Origin of the sequence: Methylobacterium phyllostachyos (genome assembly GCF_900103445.1) — a bacterium.
GTDB classification, from domain to species: domain Bacteria; phylum Pseudomonadota; class Alphaproteobacteria; order Rhizobiales; family Beijerinckiaceae; genus Methylobacterium; species Methylobacterium phyllostachyos.
In genome coordinates, this window is sequence record NZ_FNHS01000004.1 from 325,646 (window position 1) to 345,148 (window position 19,503).

Consider the following 19,503-nt stretch of genomic DNA (forward strand, 5'->3'; position numbering starts at 1 on the left):
TCCGATCCCGGCGCGCGGCACCGGCAGGGCCGCGGCGCGCGGCGCCACATGTCGCGGCCATCCTGCGGTGGGGCCACTAACGCGGCCTTAACCGTAACCCGCAAATCGACCGGATCGCCGCGCGTCAGCCGCTCAGGGCGACGGCCCGGTCGAGGGCCTGTCCGAACCCCTCCAGCGGGACCGTGATCGTAGCGTCGTCGCTGCTGCCGGACTTATGACCGATCACGAACAGCTTCTTGGCGGTCCGCATGCCGTCGATGGCGAGGGTCGGGAAGCTGATCGGCACGAAGCAGCCGTCCGGTCCGCAGGCGGTGTAGGGCGCGCCCTTGCCGAGCGTCTGCTCGTCCAGCTTGAAGCTGATGCCCGGCTCGATCGAGAGGCCGAAGGGCATCAGCACGATCCCCTCGGCGCGCCCGTCCTTCGGCGTTTGGAGTTCGATGCCGAACTTGCGCCGGCCCGTCTGCGAATCACCCTGCGACTGGGCGACGATGCAGATGATCTTCTCGCCGGGATGCGTGCAGGTCATGGACCAGTCGCCGTAGCTTTCGGTCACGGTGCTCGCGCCCGTCGGCCAAGCGGCATGGGCCGGCACCGGCGCGGCGGCCGGCGTCGCCTCCGCCGCGGGCTTGGCCGCAGGCTTCGGGGCGGGCTTGGGCTTGGGCTTCGGCCGGGCCTTGTGCGGCGCTTCGGACGGGGCGGCCTCCGGCTCGGCATCCTGAGCGCGCGGCGCCGCCAGCGGAACGGCGAGCAGCAGCGTGACGGTCAGGCTGGAGCGCAGGAGCGCGCGAATCGTCGGCATGGAATCAACAACCCCCGGGGCCATGGAACGGCAGAGCCGCCTAAAGCCCCAGCGGGGATGACGCAAATTCTCCGCCCTGGCCGAAGCCGGCAGCCTGGGCCGGATCCTCAGAGCGGGTTCGGGCCGCCGGCAGCGCGGGCCAGGGCGCAGCGGCGTGCGAAGGAGGTTTCGGCACCGGTGCGGACAGCGCGGGCGCAGGCGAACACCAGGGTGAGGAAGCCGGGATCACGATCGGCGGTCTCGGAGACCGGGCCGGGGATCCGGGAGGCGATGAGAGCGAGCATGACGGACTCCGACAGGGCTGTGGCTCGGACGCTTCCGGGCCCCTCGTTACGCGGCCGTCTTGGCGGCCTTGTTGCAACGCAATATGAGCGCTGCGATCAGAGCCGGCCACGGGTCGGAGCGCGGACGTTTCATGCGCTCAGATCATAGCCTTTGGGGTAGCACGTCAACGTTGTGTTTACGTCGCAATGCAGCGGATGGTTGACCGCGCCGGGGCGAGCCGCCATTGAGCCGCGTTCGGCGATGGCCCCATCGGCCGCGCCGCAGCGCGTGGGCGAAGCTGTCGCCGCAGTGTCACATGCGCGCCATAACCCGCCCGCTGGACAGACCGCACGGATGCCCACGGCGTCCGTCAGATCCTGAGGATATCCTGAATGACCGATCAGCCGACCCGTCACCCGATCCATGGCCGCATCAGCGGTCCCATCGTGATGATCGGCTTTGGCTCGATCGGTCGGGGCACCCTGCCCCTGATCGAGCGCCATTTCGAGTACGACAAGGCCCGCTTCACGGTGATCGACCCGGTCGATACCCACCGGGCGCTGGCCGAGAAGCACGGCCTGCACTTCGAGAAGGTGGCGCTGACGCCCGAGAACTACCGCGCGGTTCTCACACCCCTGCTCACCGAGGGCGGCGGCCAGGGCTTCTGCGTGAACCTGTCGGTCGACACCTCGTCGCGCGCCATCATGGAACTCTGCCGCGAACTCGGCGCCCTCTACATCGACACGGTGGCGGAGCCCTGGCCGGGCTTCTACTTCGACAAGACCAAGAGCCAGGGCGACCGCACCAACTACGCGCTGCGCGAGGACATCCTCGACGCCCGCGCTCAGAAGCCCGGCGGCCCGACCGCAGTCTCGTGCTGCGGCGCCAATCCCGGCATGGTGTCGTGGTTCGTGAAGCAGGCGCTGCTCAACATCGCCCAGGATACCGGCCTGCAGCGGCCCGAGCCCAAGTCCCGGGCAGAATGGGCCGCGCTCATGAAGGATCTGGGCGTCAAGGGCGTCCACATCGCCGAGCGGGACACGCAGCGCGCCAAGAACCCGAAGCCGCGCGGCGTCTTCGTCAACACCTGGTCGGTCGAGGGCTTCGTCTCCGAGGGTAACCAGCCGGCCGAGCTCGGCTGGGGTACGCACGAGACCTGGAAGCCCGCCAATGCCCGCGAGCAGGAGAAGGGCTCGCGCTGCGCCATCTACCTGCTGCAGCCGGGCGCCGACACGCGGGTGCGCACCTGGGTGCCGACCGCCGGCTCCCAATTCGGCTTCCTCGTGACCCACAACGAGGCGGTCTCGATCGCCGATTACTACACGGTGCAGGAGGGCGGGAATCCGGTGTTCCGGCCGACCTGCCACTACGCGTACCACCCGGCCGACGATGCGGTGCTGTCGCTCCACGAGATGTTCGGCAAGGCCGCCAAGGTGCAGGAGCAGCACCACATCCTCGACGAGACCGAGATCGTGGACGGCATCGACGAACTCGGCGTGCTGGTCTACGGCCACAAGAAGAATGCCTACTGGTACGGCTCGCAGCTCTCCATCGAGGAGACCCGGCGGATCGCCCCCTACCAGAACGCCACCGGCCTGCAGGTGACCTCGGCGGTGCTCGCCGGCATGGTCTGGGCGCTGGAGAACCCGGAGGCCGGCATCGTCGAGGCCGACGAGATGGATTTCCGCCGCTGCCTGGAGGTCCAGACCCCGTATCTCGGCCCGGTGGTGGGCGTGTACACGGACTGGACGCCGCTGACCGACCGCCCGGGCCTGTTCCCGGAGGACATCGACACCAGCGACCCGTGGCAGTTCCGGAACGTGCTGGTGCACGGCTGAGCGCAAAAGCCCTCCTCCCTTCCTGGGAGGAGGGCGCCGTCTGGCTCACTCCGCCTGACGCCGCGTCACCAACGTGCGGTTCGGCTCGACCTCGCCCCCATCCTGGTACAGCGGCACGATCGCCCGCAGCCAGCCGCGGGTTTCGCGCCCACCGTAGTTGCGCTGGACCACGTCCCGGGTGAGGTAGGCCTGCAGGTTCACCGGCCCGAAATTGTACCCGACGAGGCCGCCCACCGCGATCTGCCCCTGCGGCCGGTAGCTCCCGACACCCGTGGGCAGGTCGCTCGACCCGTAGGCGACCGCGCCGACCTGCCACTTGCCGAACTTCCGCGTCATCGTGAGATCAAGGTTCAGGTAGTCCGGATAGAGGGTCCCGGAGGGCGCGCGCGTGTCGAGGAAGACGCCGTAGAGCAGGTTCGCGGTGAGGTTCCAATCCTGGCCGGTGTAGCTCGCCGCGAATCGGTGGGTCAGCGAGGCCGATTGGGTCAGGAAGCGCGTCTGGATCGGCAGGTAGCCGCCGAACAGGTAGCTGACGCCGACATCACCGCCGAGATCCCAGGCGAGCTGCGCGGCGAGGAGCTGCTGGCCGATCCCACTCTGGTAGGCCGCCCCGCGGCTGCTCGCCGCCGCGACGGGTTGCGTGAAGAAGAACTGAAGGCGGGCGTCGGCGACGTTCCAGGGTGTCGCCCAAGCGAAGGTCGGCAGGTTGACGTTCGTCGTCGAGTCACGCGGCAGCGTGCTGCGTGCTCCAAAGCTCGACAGGTTCACGAAATACAGACCAACCGGAAGCTGAGCGCCCACCGGTAAACCAACGGTTTGGCCCGGCTGGGCCGCAGAGCCGGCGCGTGCGGCCGTCGCGACCGGGGCACCCAAGATGGCAAGAGTCACCACCGCGATCCCACGTGACGTCAGGCTAAATCCGGCCATGAGATCCCCAGATCAGAGCCCCGTGATTCGGGGCCGATCAGGGTTGGACGCCCATCTGGACCGCCAACATCCCGCCGTTACAGCCAAGCTGTGTGCAAGGACACGGGATCGACATGTTGGCGGACGGAGGCGGGACTAAAAGTCTGTTTCGCCGCAACGCTCGATTGTGAACCCCATCGGGCGGTGCTGCGCGGCAGCCCACTACGGATCGCGGGTGCGGCTCGGCGACCCGCTGTCTTTCAGTGCGCTATCGATCCCCGGGTGAAAACCTCGTTCCGCCATCGGGCCGCATAGGCATCCAAGGCGGATCCGAGCCCGACCGTGCTTCTGAGGAGTCCCGGGCGGTACGTGTCCTCCGCACCGCCCGGCGCGAACAGCCGGGCGGCTCCGCCGCTCGTCCCGGTCCGGTGCGACGACGGGTGGACCGCCCGGCCAGTGAGACGCGCCAGAGCCGCGCCGTAGAGCCCGTTGCGGGCGAACGGCCCCTCCACGAAGATCGGCCCGTCCGCGCCGAGCCGGTCGAGGCAGGTTGCGGTCATCAGGGCGGCGTAGAGGCTGGCTGCGGCCGTGCGCGCGGCGGGCGTCAGGCTGTCCGGGTCATGCGACCACGCGCCGACCGCCTCCGGGAACGGGCCGCTGCCGCGGGCGAAGCCGGGCAGCGCCATGACGCCACGCGCCAAGACCGTGGCGAGGGTGTCGGGGTCCGGCTCGACCGCCGGGCCGCCGATCAGGTGGTCGAATTCCCGGCCGCCCATGAAGCGCGCCGCCGGCACGGGCCGGCCGTAGGCATCGACATTCGCCAGCATGTCGCGCCCGGCATCGAGCCGGTCCAGGGCGCCGCCGACCGCGAAGGCGATGATCCACGTCCCCGTCGAGAGGATCGTCCGCGGCTCCGCGCTTCCCTGGATGTAGGGCAGCAGGGAGGCGTTGGAATCGTGCAGCCCGCAGGCGACCGGCACGGTGCGGCCGAGGCCGACCCGGTCGGCAAGGTCGGGACGCACGGTGCCGAGCACGTCGAAGGCGGAGCGCACCGGCGCCATCAGGCGGCCCCAGCCCATCCGGTCCACAAGGCTGGAGAATCGCCCCTGCCCGGGCGCCCAGAGGTCTGTATGGCACCCCAGGGAGGTCGGCTCGGTGGCGGCGACGCCCGTGAGGCGCCAAGCCCAGAATTGCGGATAGGTGACGAAGTGCGTTGCGCGGGCAAAGGCCTCGGGAAAACACCGCGCCTGCCAGAACAGCTGCGCCCCCAGGTTCAGCCCGCCGGGCAGCCGTGGGGAAAAACTCTCCGCGAAGGCCGGGCGGACCTGGGCGTAATCCGCATCGACGGCGTCGGGGCCGTCATGCTCGTAGTCGAGCACCGGCAGGACGAGGCCCTCCGGCCCGATCAGCGCGCCGGTGGCGCCGTGCGTGGTGATCGACACGGCGTCGATCCCGACGGCGGCCGTCGCATCCGCGAGGGCATCGACGAGGAAGGCCTCGATCATCGCGACGTCGGCATGCGGATAGGGGCCGTCGCGCCGGATCGTGTTCGGCACCGTCCGGACCCAGATCTCGTCGCGCGTCGCGGCATCAACGACAACCAGCTTGACGTTGGTCTTGCCGACATCGAGCACCGCGATCCTGCGGGGCACAGGCGCCGCCTCAGTCGACGGATTCAGGGCGGGGGCCGTCGTCGCGGTAATCATGGCAGGTGGAACAGCGTCTGGAGCGGCAGGACCACCGGGGCGTTCGACGGCTCGGTCTCCATGAGGTCGGCCATGTGGGCCCACCAGCGGCGCATGACCGGGTGTTCCGGAAGCGCCGCCATGCCGTGGTCGCGCCGCCGCCACAGCACGGCGAAGAGCAGGTTCGTCCCCGGCTCGAGGTGGATCGAGTAATCGGCCACCCCCGCCTGCCGCAACAGGTCCGCCAGTTCGGGCCAGAGCGCGTCGTGGCGTTCGCGATAGGCGTCCGCGCAGCCCGGCCGGAGCCGCATCGCGAAGGCGTGTTTTTCGTAAATCGCGGGGTCGAACGGGCCGATCATGGCCGCCTCCGGGCGGCGAGGATACGGCCTGCCAGGATCGGCAGCGCGATGGTGCCGATCAGCATCGCGCCGATGACGATCGACATGATGATGCCCGGCACGTTGAGCAGACCGAGCCCGTAGGTGACGAGGCCCAGCACGAAGGCCGCCAGGACAACCCCGGGGATCGTGCCCGACCCGCCCTGGATGCTGACGCCGCCCAGCACCACGATGGTCACCACGTCGAGTTCCCAGCCCAGCGCGATCGACGGCCGGGTCGAGCCGAGCCGGCTCGTCAGCATCACGGTCGCCAGCCCCGCGGCGAGCCCGGTGAGGAGGAACAGGATCAGCCGGATACGGTCGACTGCGAGGCCCGAGAAGCGCGCCGCGAAGGCGTTGTTGCCGATCGCCCGCACGGCCCGGCCGAATACAGTCCGGTGCAGCACCAGCCCGGCGAGCGCCGCCAGAACGAGGAAGCAGGCGAACTCGAAGGACAAAGCCTGCCAGACATAGCCCTGGCCGAACCAGCCGAAGGAGGCCGGGTAATCCTTCAGCACCCCGTCGCCCAGCGCGAGGTAGCTCAGGCCCCGGTAGAGGCTCATCGTGCCGATCGTCGCCATGATCGAGGGCAGGCCGAGCCGGGTGATCAGCACGCCGTTGACGAGGCCGCAGGCCGCCCCGACGCCGAGCCCGACCGCCACCAGGGCCGGCGTGCCGAAACCGGCAGACGCGGCCTCGCCCATGGCGGTGGAGGCGAGCGCGATGGTGCCGCTCACCGACAGGTCGATCTCCCCGGCCATCACCACGAAGGCGAGGGCCAGCGCGATGATCGCCTTCTCGGTGAAGTTGAACGTGGCGTCCGACAGGTTCCAGATGTCGAGGAAGTACGGCGAGGCAAGCGCATTGGCGAAAAAAATCGCCGCGGAGAGCGCCAGGAGCAACGTCTCCCAGCGGATGGCGGAGCGCCCGATCGGTCCCAGGAGGCGGTCCGGGATGACCCGGGCGGTGGTCTGTTGCAGCGCCATGGCCTCACTCCGCCGCTTGCGGGCCGACCGGCCGCAGGATGATGCGGCCGCGACGGCGCTCGGCGCGCGTGTTCAGGGCCACCGCCGCGATGATGATCGTCCCGGAGATCGCCATCTGGGCGAAGGGCGAGACGTTCACCACCGGCAGCGCGTTCTTGATCGTGCCGAGGAACAGGCTGCCCAGGACGGCGCCGGGGACCGACCCGATCCCGCCCGAGATCGACACCCCGCCGATGACGCAGGCCGCGATCACGTCGAGCTCGAATCCGGAAGCCAGATCGACATACGCGACGGCGTAGCGGGCGACCCACAGGTAGCCGCAGAGCCCCGACAGGAGGCCCGAGAAGCAGAAGGCGAGGAAGCGGGAGCGGCCCGGATCGATCCCCGCATAGGCGGCGGCGGTCGGGTTGCCGCCGACCGCGAACCAGCCCCGGCCCGCAGCCGTGCGGCCGAGCACGAGTGAGGCCGCCGCCACGACGGCGATCGCAATCCAGCTGAGCACCGGCACCCCGAGCCATTCGGCCCGGGGGAGCGCCAGGAAGGCCGGCGAGAACTGGAAGCTGTTGATCCAGGCGCCGCCCGACAGCACGAAGGCGAAGCCGCGATAGATGGTGAGCGTCCCGAGCGTCACCACGATCGGCGGCATCCCGAGGCGCCAGACCAGAAGCCCGTTGAAGGCGCCGAGCAGCAGGCCCAGCACCGGGGCCGCCAGGATGGTCAGCCCGAGCGGCAGGACGTGATGGGCGTCGATCAGCGCCACCGCCATGCCGGTGAGCGCCACGTTGGCGGCCACCGACAGGTCCACCGACCGGGTCAGCAGCACGGCGGCTTGGCCCTGCGCCATGATGATCAGGATGGCGCTGTCGTTGAACACAGCGCCGAGGCTCGACGCGGTGACGAAGGCCGGGAACCGGAGCGCGATCGCGGCCAGCAGCAGCACGAGGGCGGCGGCCAGCAGGGTCTCGCGGCGCAGGACAAGCCCGCGCAGGTCGAGGTCGTCGGCGAGGCCGGGGGGCACGGGCGCGCTCATGGCTGGTCGCTCCGGGCCTGAATGTTGCCGGTGGCGGCCGCCACCAGGGTCTCGGCAGTGAGGCCCGCGCGCTCGAACAGGCCGGCCATCCGGCCCTCGCGCATGACCATCACGCGGTCGGCCATGCCGAGGATCTCCGGCAGCTCGGACGAGACCATCAGCACGGCGAGCCCCTGGCCGGCCAACTCGCTCATGAAGGCGTGGACGGCGGCCTTCGAGCCGATGTCGATGCCCTTGGTCGGCTCATCGAGGATGACGACCTTGGGTCCGGCCGCGAGCCACTTGCCGATCACGACCTTCTGCTGGTTACCGCCCGACAGGGTGCCGACCGGCTGCGCCAGCGAGGCCGCGCGCAGGTCCAGGCGCTCCGCGTAATGGCGGGCGAGCCGGAACTCCTCGGCCGACCGGATGAAGCCGTGCCGCGACACGGCGCCGAGGCAGGCCAGGGTCACGTTCTCGAAGACCGGCATCGCCAGCACGGCGCCGTGGCGCCCGCGCTCCTCCGGCACGTAGACGATACCGGCGCGCACCGCATCCGCCGGGGAGCGGATCGCCACGCGGCGGCCCTCGACCGCGATCGTCCCGGCCGAGGGCGTGGTGGCGCCGAACAGGGCCTGGCACAGCTCGGAACGGCCGGCACCGACGAGGCCGTAGAGCCCCAGGATCTCGCCGCGGCGCAGGGTGAAGCTGATGGCGTCGAACTCGGTCGGGTGGCACAGGCCCGACACCTCCAGCACCGGCTCGCCGAGAGTCGCGGGGACCTTGGGGAAAACCTGATCGACGCTGCGCCCGACCATCAGGCGCACGAGCTCGTCGTGCGTGGCCTCGTCCATGCGGCCGGCGCCGACCGAGCGGCCGTCGCGGAACACCGTGTAGTCGTCGGCGATCCGATACAGCTCCTCGAACTTGTGGCTGATGAACAGGATCGCCTTGCCCTGGCCCTTGAGGCGCTCGATCACCCGGGCGAGGTCGTCCACCTCCTTGTGGGAGAGCGCGGCGGTCGGCTCGTCCATGATGACGATCTCGCTGTCGATCGACAGGGCGCGGGCGATCGCCACGAGGTGCCGCTGGGCGATGGACAGGTCCCGCAGCCGGGTCCAGGGCCGGATCGGCGCGTCGAGCCCGTAGAGCAGGGCGGTCGCCCGCGCCCGCATGGCCGACCAGTCGACGAAGCCGAGGCGCGTCTTTGGGGCGTGGCCGAGATAGATGTTCTCCGCCACCGTGAGTTCGTCGAACAGCGCGGTCTCCTGGTGGATGGCGGTGATCCGGGCGTCCTGCGCGTCCTGGGGCGACGCGAAGCTGACCGGCCTGCCGCCGACCCGGATCTCGCCGGCATCGGGGCGGTGGATGCCGGTGAGGATCTTGACCAGCGTCGACTTGCCGGCGCCGTTCTCGCCGATCAGCGCGGTGACGCGGCCGGGGCGCAGCACGAGGTCGACGCCGTCGAGGGCGCGCACGCCGGGGAAGTGCTTGACGATGCCGCGCAGTTCGAGGCGCGGCGGCGGGAGCGCGGCCGGTTCGGCGTCGGACGGGTGGTTGATCTGCAGGGCGCCGGACATGGCGTGTCGCTCCCTTGTTTGGATTGGGGCCCGCGCACGGGGATCGCGCGCGGGCATCCGGCAGGCCCCGTTCGGCGTGAGGCGCCCGGGGTCTTGGATCTGCCGTGGTTTTCATCGCCGCGCCGCTCGGGGGCGGCGTACTCTCCTCCCCCTTGTGGGGAGGAGTTGGAGGTGGGGGTGGCGCAGGATCGAGCGATGCGGTGCCGTCTGCACCACCCCCACCCCTGCCCCCTCCCCACAAGGGGGAGGGGAAAAGCGCTTCTGCTTTAGCGTGTTGGCGCCAGCCTCGGTCGCGGACCGTTCACAGCGGTGCGCCCTGCGGCAAGGACCAGCTTTGTCAGAACACGCTGGCGAAGCGGTCGATATTCGTGCTGTCGAACACCGCCGGCTCCGCCATCGCGCCGGTGTTGCCGGCCTCGACCTTCAGCGTGCCGACGCGGCCCATCGACAGCGTGGCGCCCGGCTCCGCCTTGGCGCCCTTGACGAGATCGTAGGCGAGATAGGCGGCCGCGTAGCCGAGATCGATCGGGTTCCAGATGGCGAAGCTCTTGGTCACCCCGGCATGCACCGCCCCGGCCATCTCGGAGGGCAGGCCGAGCCCGGTCACGAATACCTGACCGGTCTTGCCCGCATCCTTGACCGCCTGCGCGGCCGCGGTGATCCCGACCGAGGTCGGCGCGACGATCACCGTCACCTCCGGATGGACCCGGAGCAGGCCCTGCGTCTCGCGGTAGCTCTTGTCGCTCAGGTCGTCGCCGTAGACCGTCGCGACGAGGTCGATCCCCGGATGATCGCGGAGCGCCGTCTTCATCTCGGCGATCCAGGTGTTCTGGTTGGTCGAGGTCGGGGTCGCCGAGAGGATCGCGATCTTGCCCTTCCCGTCCGGCAGCGCCTGGGCAGCGAGCTTGACCAGCATGGCGCCGATCAGCGGATCGGACGAGGGGTTGAGGTGGAGCAGGCGGCCCTCGGGCGCGACCGCCGAATCCCAGGAGATCACCTTGATGCCGCGCTGCTGCGCGCGCTTCAGCACCGGGACCACGGCATCCTTGTCGTTGGCCGAGATCGCGATGGCGTCGACCTTCTGCGAGATCAGGGCGTTGATCACCTCGATCTGCCCCTCCGCCGTGGTGGTGGTCGGGCCGGTATAGATGATTTTCACGTCGCCGATCTGCTTGGCGGCCTCCTCGGCGCCCTTGGCGGCCGCCTCGAAGAACCGGTTGCCCAGCGATTTCGCCACCAGGGCGATCCGGGTCTCGGCCGCCTGCGCGGCGGTGGCGGCCAGCCCGACGGCGAGCGCCGTGGACAGGACGAGCGTCTTGAATAGCTTCATCTCAGTCTTCCCCCCGTTTTAGTCCCATCCTGACGGCTGCTGAGCTATCTTGCTCGTTTACGCAGTCGCGGATGTCTCCTTCCGACGCGCGGGCTGGCGCGGGTCGACCACGATCAGGTCGACGCCCGCGGCCTCCACCATCCGGCGCTCCGCGTCGGTGATGCGGTCGTCGGTGATGATCCGGGTCGCCCGGTTGAGCGGCGCCAGGATCATCGACGATTGGGTCCGGAACTTCGTGGCGTCCACGAGCAGGATCAGCTCGTCGGCCTGCCGCATCAGGCGCTGTTCCGACGAGATGATCAGCGCGTCCCGCTCCATGATCCCGAGGGCCGAGAGGCCCATCGCGCCCATGAACATCCGGCGCGCCCGGAAATGCACCGTCCCGTCATCCTCGAACGGGCTCAGGATGATGTTCTGCTCCCGGTAGATCGTGCCCGAGGGCACCATCACGCCGCAGGCCGAGTGGCGCAGCAGATGGTCGGCCACCGAGAAGGAATTGGTCAGGACCTGAAGCTTCAGCCCGTCCAGCGTGTGCACCATCTGGAAGGTCGTGGTGCCGCCGTTGATGATGATCGAATCGCCCTCGGCGCAGAGGTCCACGGCCGCCTGGGCGATGGCCCGCTTTTCCAGGACGTTCGGCCCGGTATTGGCGGCGGGCGTCGCCAGCGGCACGACGCTCAGTGCGGGATGGCCGGGCGCGTGGAGCGCCTCCGCACCGCCGCGCAGCTTCTTCAGCTGACCCTGCCCGGCGAGCGCCGTCAGGTCGCGCCGCACGGTCGCCTCGGACCCGCCGGTCGCCGCCGCGATGGCCTGAACGGTCGCCACCCCGCGCTCCCTCAGCAGATCCAGAATGATGCGGTGGCGTTCGCGCTCATGCATCGTTTCCTCCTGTCATGATCCAATCACCTCGCCGACCGTGCGTCAACAGTTTCGTGCAAAATCATTCATCTTGCGTCGCAAACAAGCACGATCATGAAGTTTCTTGACAGATTGTGATCGTTTCGGCCAATGTTCTGACGGCAGCCGGCGGATGGGGGGCTCACCGTCGGTTGCTACCGGACTGATGATAAAAAAATTTCGGGAGGGGACCATGTCGCACGCCGCTCAGGGCCTGCTGGAGAGTCGTTGGGACGAATCGGCCGTTGCGGGCTTCGACGAGCCGGCTCTGCTGCTCTACCGCTCGAACCTGCTGGGCGCGGACAAGCGAATCACCAATTACGGCGGCGGCAACACCTCCGCCAAGGTGATCGCGAAGGATCCGCTGACCGGTCAGGACACCCGGGTGCTCTGGGTCAAGGGCTCGGGCGGTGATGTCGGCACAATGAAGCTCGACGGCTTCGCGACGCTCTATCTCGACAAGCTGGAGCAGCTCCGGGATGTGTATCGCGGCCCCGCGCACGAGGACGAGATGGTGGGCTACCTGCCCCACTGCACCTTCGCGCTGAACCCGCGCGCGGCCTCGATCGACACGCCGCTGCACGCCTACCTGCCCTACCGCCACGTCGACCACATGCATCCCGATGCGGTGATCGCCATCGCGGCGACGCGCAACAGCCGCGAGCTGACGCAAAAGATCTTTGGCGACGAGATCGGCTGGCTGCCCTGGCGCCGGCCCGGCTTCGAACTGGGGCTGATGCTGTCGCACTTCGCGCACGACAACCCGCACGCCAAGGGCGTCGTGCTGGAGAGCCACGGGCTGTTCACTTGGGGACCGGATGCCCGGTCCTGTTACGAAACCACGCTGCGGATCATCAACACGGCGATCGCGTGGTTCGACCGGGAGACGAAAGGCCGCGCGGTCTTCGGCGGCGCCGCCACCGAGACGCTACCGCTTGTCGAACGGCGCGCCATCGCGGCCAAGCTGATGCCGGAGATCCGCGGCCGGATCGGCACCGCGGAGCGCAAGGTCGGCCATTTCGACGACAGCGCCGCGGTGCTGGACTTCGTGAATTCCAAGCGGCTGCGCGAACTCGCGGCCCTGGGCACGAGCTGCCCGGACCATTTCCTGCGGACCAAGATCCGGCCCCTGGTGCTCGATTTCGACCCGGCCCGGGACAATGCCGAATCGGTGATCGCGCAGCTCGACGGCGCCATCGAGAGCTATCGGGCGGACTACGCGGCCTATTACGACCGCTGCCGTCACCCCGACAGCCCGGCCATGCGGGACGCCAACGCGGTCGTGTACCTCGTGCCGGGCGTCGGCATGATCACCTTCGCGCGCGACAAGGCGACGGCGCGCATCGCCGGCGAGTTCTACGTCAACGCCATCAACGTGATGCGCGGCGCCTCGACGGTCGACACCTATGTCGGCCTGCCCGAGCAGGAGGCGTTCGACATTGAGTACTGGCTGCTGGAGGAAGCCAAGCTCCAGCGCATGCCCAAGCCCAAGAGCCTCGCCGGCCGGGTCGCGCTGGTGACCGGGGGCGCCGGCGGGATCGGCCGCGCGGTGGCGGCGCGGCTTCTCGCCGAGGGCGCCTGCGTGCTGCTCGCCGACATCGACACCGAGTCCCTGGCGCAGGCCGAAGCCTCCTTCGTGAAGGCCTATGGCCGCGACCAGATCCAGAGCGTCAAGCTCGACGTGACGGACGAGGAGGCCGTCGCCCAGGGCTTCGCGGTGGCCGCCTGGGCCTTCGGAGGCCTCGACATCCTGGTGTCGAACGCCGGCATCGCCTCCTCGGAGCCAGTGGAGACCACGAGCCTCGCCCTGTGGGACCGGAACATGGACATCCTGGCCAAGGGCTACTTCCTCGTGTCGCGGGAGGCGTTCCGGCTGCTGCGGCGGCAGAAGCTCGGCGGCGCCCTGGTGTTCGTGGCCTCCAAAAACGGGCTCGCCGCCTCGCCGAACGCCTCGGCCTACTGCACCGCCAAGGCGGCGGAGATCCACCTCGCCCGCTGCCTCGCGCTGGAGGGCGCGGAGGCCGGCATCCGGGTCAACGTCGTCAACCCGGACGCGGTGCTGCGCGGCTCCAAGATCTGGACCGGCGAATGGCGCGAGCAGCGCGCCGCCGCCTACCGGCTGGAGGGCGACGCCCTGGAGGAGCATTACCGCCAGCGCTCCCTGCTGAAGCGCTCGGTTCTGCCGGAGGACATCGCCGAGGCGGTGTATTTCCTGTCCTCCGACCTCTCGGCCAAGTCGACCGGCAACATCCTCAACGTCGATGCGGGCAACGCCCAGTCCTTCACGCGGTGACGGGACAGGAGCGCGCATCATGACGAGCCTGCCGATCGACCCGGACCTGATCGCCGCCCACAACGCGGCCCGCACCCGGACCCTGGCCGAGGATTACGACGCCCTCGGCCATCGCCTCGCCCGCCGGGGCGTCGACATCGCCACCGTGACCGCGCAGGTCGCGGCCTTCACGGTGGCGGTTCCCTCCTGGGGCGTCGGCACCGGCGGGACGCGCTTCGCGCGCTTCCCCGGCCTGGGTGAGCCGCGCGGCATCGCCGAGAAGCTCGACGATTGCGCGGTGATCCAGCAGCTCGGCCGCGCCACGCCGACGGTCTCGCTGCACATCCCGTGGGACGCGGCGCCCCCCGGGGAGCTGCGCGCTCAGGCCGAGGCTTTGGGCCTCGGCTTCGACGCGATGAACTCCAACACCTTCCAGGATCATCCGGGCGATCTGGACCATCCCCTGTCGTACAAGTTCGGCTCGCTCAGCCACGTCGATCCGGCCGTGCGCGCGCAGGCGGTGGCGCACAACGTCGCCTGCATCCGCCTCGGCGAGGCTTTGGGCTCGAAAGCGCTGACCGTGTGGATCGGCGACGGCGCGAATTTTCCGGGCCAGAGCCATATGGGCCGGGCCTTCGAGCGCTACCTCGCGTCCATGCAGGAGATCTACGCGGCGCTCCCCGAGGGGTGGCGGCTGTTCTCCGAGCACAAGATGTACGAGCCGGCCTTCTACGCCACCGTGGTGCAGGATTGGGGGACGAGCCTGCTCACCGCCCAGGCGCTCGGCCCGAAGGCGGCCTGCCTGGTCGATCTCGGGCACCACGCGCCGAACGTAAACATCGAGATGATCGTGTCGCGGCTGGCCCATGCGGGCAAGCTCGGCGGCTTCCACTTCAACGACTCGAAATACGGCGACGACGACCTCGATGCCGGCTCGATCGACCCGTTCCGTCTGTTCCTGGTGTTCAACGAACTGGTCGATCTCGGCGAAAGCGGCGACGCCCCGACCTACATGATCGACCAGTCCCACAACGTGACCGACCCGATCGAGAGCCTGATCCGCTCGGCCGACGAGATCCGCCGCGCCTACGCCCAGGCGCTGCTGGTCGATCGGGCAGCGCTCGGCGGCTATCAGGAGGACAACGACGCGCTGATGGCCTCGGAGACGCTGAAGGCGGCCTTCCGCACGGATGTCGGGTCGATCCTGGCCCGGGCCCGCATGGATGCCGGCGGCGCGATCGATCCCATCGCCGCCTACCGGGAGAGCGGCTACCGCGCCAAGGTCGCAGCCGAGCGCCCGGCCGTGCGGGGCGGCGGCGGTGGCATCGTCTGACTGGCGGAGGGGGCGCCACACTCAAAGGTTGTTGCTGCGCACGATTGCAGCGCGCGCTTCACGACACTGGCACCCTCTTCACCGAACGAAGCGCGGCCCCCTCTCCCGCACGGGAAAGGGGGCACATCGCGGTCGTCAAAACCCTTGGTGCCTTTCTGTCGCGTACCGTGTTGCAACGCGGTCGGGCACAAGTCTAAGCGTCGCCGACAACCACGACGCGATCATTCCGGTAGGTCGCCCCTTCGACCGGGTTCGAGACCCAACGGCACCGGCCGACCCGCAGGTCGTGGCTCGCGTGGAAATGGCCGGAGATCCACAGGTCCGGCCGCTCGGGATCGGCGAGGTCATCCAGAGCCGTCGACGCGTAGAAGGCCGGCACCCACCAGGGTACGCCGGGCTCATCCCGGAACCGGTCGGCCGCCAGGGGGCTCGCCGGATGATGGGTCACCACGACGCTCGGCCCGTCATGCGGAATCCGCAGGGCGGCATGGAGCGCGGCCCGCTCGACCCGATGGGCCTCCATCGCGTCCGCGGGCTGCCACGGGGTGCCGTCGGCCTTCCGGATCGACCCGCGATATTCCCGTGATCCGGTCACCGGGTCGGTCATGCGGGCCGCCGCGTAGGCAACCGGGTCGGCAGGACGGTCGGGCGCATCCGGGGCGAGCCAGCGCCCGGCCAAAGTCCAGTCGCTCCACAGGGTGGTGCCGACGAAGCGCACGCCGTCGATGACGCAGCTTTGCGCACCCTGCAGCAGGTGGATGCAAGCACCGAGCCCGTTCAGGCGCTCGACCTCCACCTCGAGGGCCGTCAGCAACTCCGGGGCGGTGCGCGGGTCGCCGGTCGGCGCGTAGCGCTCGTGGTTGCCCGGCACCAACACGATCGGCCGCCCCTGCGCGAGATGCAGCAGGGCCGCCAGCCCGCGCTCGGGGTGGCCTTCGTGAAGATCGCCCGGGCAGGCGAGCAGGTCGAACGGCTCGGTCGGCGGTGCGATCAGGTCGAGGCGGCGCCGCTCGAGGTGAAGGTCCGAAATGGGGAAGATGCGCATGGCTGGTGCTGAGGGTGGGCTTTACCGGGCGGCCCGGCGCTCGGCCGCGGCGGCCTTGAGAATGTCGGCGGCGGAATCGGCGTTGAGGATCGCGATCCCGGCCGCCACGATCAGGTCCGGCCACGGGGACGGATACAGCGCCGTCACCAACCCGGCCGCGATGATCGCGAGGTTGGCGAAGGCGTCGTTGCGGGCTGAGAGATAGGCCGCCCGGGTCAGGCTGCCCGAGCCGGTACGGTGGCGGGCGAGCATGGACGCGCAGGTCAGATTCACGGCGAGCGCGCCGAGGCCCGTGAGCGTCAGCGGCACGGCCGCCGGGGCCACGAAATCCGAGATCTTTCCGTAGGCAGCCCAGGCCCCCGCAAGCGCCGGCAGCAGCAGGATGCCCGCCATGGCGGTGCCGAGCCGGGCGCGGTTGCGCGCGCTCCAGCCCAGGCCCGCGAAAATCAACAGGTTGATCGCAGCGTCTTCCAGGAAATCCAGGCTGTCGGCGATGAGCGCCACCGAGCCGATGGCGAGCGCGACCGCGATCTCGATGCCGAAATAGCCGAGGTTCAGCGCCGCCACGCGGGCGACGACAGGGCGGAGGGCGGGCTGGGCGGGATCGGCGGCTTTCACGGGGCGCGTCTTCGCCGAGAGCGGCCCGCCTGTCGAGGCTTATTGAGAAAACCCTGTCCGCGCCTCAAGAAAGTTCAAGGCGGCTTAAGCCTTTGTCCGGGTGGATTCGGCGCCGGGATCGTGCGAGGCCCGTGCGGAGAAGCCGGGTGCGCGCGGCGTGACCGGCCGGAAGCGGAGATCTGACGCGTCATGCTGCCCGAATTGCGCGTGCTCTATTTCGAGGATCTCGAAGTCGGGCTGTCGGAGACCCTGTCGAAGACCATCGCCTCATCGGACGTGGTGGGTTTTGCCGAGATCACCGGCGATCGCAACCCGATTCATCTGTCCGAGCACTTCGCCGCCCGTACGCCCTTCGGCACCCGCATCGCCCACGGCCTTTACACCGCCGGGCTGATCTCGGCGGTGCTCGGCACCCGCCTGCCGGGACCCGGGGCGGTCTACATCTCGCAGACCCTCAACTTCCGCGCGCCGGTGCGCATCGGCGACGTCGTGGAGGTGACCGTGACGGTCGCCGAGCTGATGCCCGAGCGGCGGCGTGCGCGCCTCGCCTGCCAGTGCTCGGTGGCGGGGGAGACCGTGCTCGACGGCGAGGCGCTGGTGAAGGTGCCGACCAAGGCGGAGGCCGACCCGCTCGCCAGCCGCACCGAGCGGTCGCAGGGCTGAGGTGGAGCCGGTCCCGGAGACCGTCACCGACCCGGACGACCCGCGCCTCGAACCCTATGCTCGCATCCGCGAGCGCGACCTCGTCGGCCGCGGCAATCGCTTCATCGTCGAGGGTGAGGTGACCCTGCGGCTGCTGCTCGGCCGCCGCAGCCGTTTTCGCGCCGAATCGATCCTGCTCCTGCCGGAACGGTGGCCCAGCCTCGCCGGGGCTGTAGCCGCCTGCCCGGAACCGCCCCCGGTCTTCCTGGCGGCCCGGGCCGTGATGAGCACCGTGGCGGGCTTCCCGATCCACCGGGGCGTGCTGGCGGTAGGCCTGCGCGGAGCGGAGCCTGAGCTGAGCGGGCTCGTGCCGCCGCCGCCGTCGCCGGCCCTGGTGCTCGGGCTCGCGGGACTGACCAACCACGACAATGTCGGCGCCGCCTTGCGCAATGCCGCCGCCTTCGGCGCCGACGCGGTGATCCTGGATGCGGAGAGTTGCGACCCGCTCTACCGGAAGAGTATCCGGGTCTCGGCCGGCGCGGCGCTGATCCAGCCCTTCGCAAGGCTCACCGCGGATCAGGATTGGCTGCGGCTTGCCGATTCGCTTGGCCTTCAGGCGCTGGCGCTGAGCCCGGGCGCCGTCGAGACCCTGGACGAGGGCGCCGCCCCGGCGCGGGCGCTTCTCATTCTCGGAACCGAGGGACCGGGACTCGATGCGACGATCCTCGCCCGGGCGCGGCCGGTCCGCATCCCGATGGCCGCAGGCTTCGACTCGCTCAACGTTGCCACGGCGGCGGGTATCGCCCTGCACAGTATCGCCCGCAGCCAGGGACGCCTCGACGGCGGGCGGTGAACATCCGGCCGGTCACACAGCCCGATCTCCCCGGCGGGAAAGGCATCGGCACAGGCCGTCTCCCGTCGGGAAACGAGGTCACCGATCCTCCGGGCGCCACCGGGCATCATCCGTCGTTCAGATCGCTGCGGGCGTCGCAGAAAAGCGGTTGGTGTTCGTCGGATCGGCGGGTTTCGGCAGCAGCGTCATGAGTGCCTGCAACGGGGCGCTGGCTTCGCCGGACCAGACGAGGTGTGTCCGGTTGAGGCGCAGGCGCGCAGGAAGCGGGTGTCGCACCACCGCATCGCTCAATACGGCGTGGTCCAGCATCTCGGCCGGCACGATCGCCGCCCCCGTGCCGGCCGCCACGCAGGCCACGATGGCGTGGTAGGAATTCATCTCCAGTACGCGCTCGGGCGACGCTCCCTCCTCGGCCAGCCACGCGATCAGGCGCTCCCGGTAGGAGCAACCCTGCGGGAAGGCCACCACGGTCCGCCCGCCCAGCGCGACGGCGTCGCGCCGGGCGGGCGCGCCCTTGCCGGTAATCAACACCAGCTCCTCGTCGAAGGCGTGGACCGACGCGAGGCTTCGCCGCTCGAACGGCTCCGAAACGAAGGCCGCTTCGACTTCAAAGCGGTCGAGTTGGCGCAGAAGGGCACGCGTCGTGCCGGTCTGCAACTCGATGGCGACATCCGGATACCGTGCGTAGAAGGCCGACAGGATCGGCGGCAGCCGTGCGCCGGCCGCGCTCTCCAGGGAGCCGAGGCGCAGCACACCGCGCACGGTTCCGCCGCGTAGATCCTGCTCGGCCTGATCGGCCATCCGCAGCAGCTTCTCGGCATGGCCGAGCAGGGTGCGCCCGGGCTCCGTCAGGGTGAGGCTGCGCCCCTGGCGCCGGAACAGGGCGACCCCCAGACGCTCCTCGAACTGCTTGATTCGGGTGGTCACGTTGGAGGGCACCCGGTGCAGGTGCGCTGCGGCGCGCGTCACCCCGCCTTCGCGCACAACGCACCGGAAGATGTGCAGGTCGTCGAGATCCATCATTCTCATGGCAAGAACGGTACGTCACAAGAATTCATTTTCCAAGATG

The 19,503-nt window shown here is 69.7% G+C and carries 18 protein-coding genes; 5 read left to right on the plus strand and 13 right to left on the minus strand.

What is annotated here, in order from left to right; all coding sequences use genetic code 11:
- Positions 1–124: 124 nt before the first annotated feature.
- Positions 125–799, minus strand: coding sequence for an invasion associated locus B family protein (locus tag BLQ49_RS08635; RefSeq protein ID WP_091715014.1), 675 nt, complete (start codon positions 797–799; stop codon positions 125–127).
- 107 nt (positions 800–906) lie between these two features.
- Entirely contained in the window at positions 907–1,083 is a 177-nt protein-coding gene (locus tag BLQ49_RS29610) for a hypothetical protein (protein ID WP_167627666.1), read from the minus strand.
- Between the two features lie 372 nt (positions 1,084–1,455).
- Here BLQ49_RS29610 and BLQ49_RS08640 point away from each other — a divergent pair, with 372 nt between their 5' ends.
- Entirely contained in the window at positions 1,456–2,901 is a 1,446-nt protein-coding gene (locus BLQ49_RS08640) for a homospermidine synthase (RefSeq protein WP_091715015.1), read from the plus strand.
- Between the two features lie 45 nt (positions 2,902–2,946).
- On the opposite strand, the gene BLQ49_RS08645 is transcribed toward BLQ49_RS08640, so the two are convergent.
- The 8 genes from BLQ49_RS08645 to BLQ49_RS08680 form a co-directional block, all read right to left on the minus strand.
- The gene (locus BLQ49_RS08645; RefSeq protein ID WP_091715017.1) at positions 2,947–3,828 is read right to left on the minus strand and encodes a transporter; all 882 of its coding nucleotides are present in this window, start codon (positions 3,826–3,828) and stop codon (positions 2,947–2,949) included.
- A gap of 239 nt (positions 3,829–4,067) precedes the next feature.
- A complete protein-coding gene (locus tag BLQ49_RS08650; RefSeq protein ID WP_091715154.1) occupies positions 4,068–5,459 on the minus strand; it encodes an FGGY-family carbohydrate kinase in 1,392 nt (463 codons plus the stop codon).
- Between the two features lie 50 nt (positions 5,460–5,509).
- Positions 5,510–5,851 carry an L-rhamnose mutarotase gene (locus BLQ49_RS08655; protein ID WP_091715019.1) on the minus strand — a complete coding sequence of 114 codons (342 nt, stop codon included), beginning with the start codon at positions 5,849–5,851 and terminating at the stop codon, positions 5,510–5,512.
- Positions 5,848–6,855 carry an ABC transporter permease gene (locus BLQ49_RS08660; protein WP_091715020.1) on the minus strand — a complete coding sequence of 336 codons (1,008 nt, stop codon included), beginning with the start codon at positions 6,853–6,855 and terminating at the stop codon, positions 5,848–5,850. Before BLQ49_RS08660 ends, BLQ49_RS08655 begins: the two co-directional genes overlap by 4 nt.
- Positions 6,856–6,859: 4 nt before the next feature.
- Entirely contained in the window at positions 6,860–7,885 is a 1,026-nt protein-coding gene (locus BLQ49_RS08665; RefSeq protein ID WP_091715022.1) for an ABC transporter permease, read from the minus strand.
- The gene (locus tag BLQ49_RS08670; RefSeq protein WP_091715024.1) at positions 7,882–9,444 is read right to left on the minus strand and encodes a sugar ABC transporter ATP-binding protein; all 1,563 of its coding nucleotides are present in this window, start codon (positions 9,442–9,444) and stop codon (positions 7,882–7,884) included. The genes BLQ49_RS08665 and BLQ49_RS08670 overlap by 4 nt, the downstream gene beginning before the upstream one ends.
- A 337-nt stretch (positions 9,445–9,781) precedes the next feature.
- A complete protein-coding gene (rhaS, locus tag BLQ49_RS08675; RefSeq protein WP_091715025.1) occupies positions 9,782–10,774 on the minus strand; it encodes a rhamnose ABC transporter substrate-binding protein in 993 nt (330 codons plus the stop codon).
- Between the two features lie 57 nt (positions 10,775–10,831).
- The gene (locus tag BLQ49_RS08680; protein ID WP_091715027.1) at positions 10,832–11,653 is read right to left on the minus strand and encodes a DeoR/GlpR family DNA-binding transcription regulator; all 822 of its coding nucleotides are present in this window, start codon (positions 11,651–11,653) and stop codon (positions 10,832–10,834) included.
- Positions 11,654–11,864: 211 nt separating this feature from the next.
- Here BLQ49_RS08680 and BLQ49_RS08685 point away from each other — a divergent pair, with 211 nt between their 5' ends.
- Both BLQ49_RS08685 and rhaI read left to right on the plus strand, forming a co-directional pair.
- Positions 11,865–13,964: a bifunctional rhamnulose-1-phosphate aldolase/short-chain dehydrogenase gene (locus tag BLQ49_RS08685; RefSeq protein ID WP_091715029.1), complete on the plus strand. Its 2,100-nt coding sequence runs from the start codon at positions 11,865–11,867 to the stop codon at positions 13,962–13,964.
- Between the two features lie 19 nt (positions 13,965–13,983).
- On the plus strand, positions 13,984–15,276 hold the full coding sequence (rhaI, locus tag BLQ49_RS08690) for an L-rhamnose catabolism isomerase (protein ID WP_091715030.1): 1,293 nt from the start codon (positions 13,984–13,986) through the stop codon (positions 15,274–15,276).
- Positions 15,277–15,469: 193 nt separating this feature from the next.
- Here the strand turns inward: rhaI and BLQ49_RS08695 are convergent, their stop codons facing one another.
- Both BLQ49_RS08695 and BLQ49_RS08700 read right to left on the minus strand, forming a co-directional pair.
- Positions 15,470–16,321, minus strand: coding sequence for a metallophosphoesterase (locus BLQ49_RS08695; RefSeq protein WP_091715032.1), 852 nt, complete (start codon positions 16,319–16,321; stop codon positions 15,470–15,472).
- Between the two features lie 21 nt (positions 16,322–16,342).
- Positions 16,343–16,939: a cation efflux transmembrane domain-containing protein gene (locus BLQ49_RS08700; protein ID WP_091715033.1), complete on the minus strand. Its 597-nt coding sequence runs from the start codon at positions 16,937–16,939 to the stop codon at positions 16,343–16,345.
- 189 nt (positions 16,940–17,128) lie between these two features.
- On the opposite strand from BLQ49_RS08700, the gene croR reads away from it, so the two are divergent.
- Both croR and BLQ49_RS08710 read left to right on the plus strand, forming a co-directional pair.
- Positions 17,129–17,602 (plus strand): 3-hydroxybutyryl-CoA dehydratase, encoded by a 474-nt coding sequence (gene croR / locus BLQ49_RS08705; RefSeq protein ID WP_091715035.1) that lies wholly within the window; start codon positions 17,129–17,131, stop codon positions 17,600–17,602.
- 1 nt (position 17,603) lies between these two features.
- Entirely contained in the window at positions 17,604–18,434 is an 831-nt protein-coding gene (locus tag BLQ49_RS08710) for a TrmH family RNA methyltransferase (RefSeq protein ID WP_091715037.1), read from the plus strand.
- A 117-nt stretch (positions 18,435–18,551) separates the two neighbouring features.
- Here BLQ49_RS08710 and BLQ49_RS08715 read toward each other — a convergent pair whose 3' ends face one another.
- Positions 18,552–19,454, minus strand: a complete 903-nt coding sequence (locus BLQ49_RS08715) for a LysR family transcriptional regulator (protein ID WP_208859025.1) — start codon at positions 19,452–19,454, stop codon at positions 18,552–18,554.
- Between the last annotated feature and the right edge of the window lie 49 nt (positions 19,455–19,503).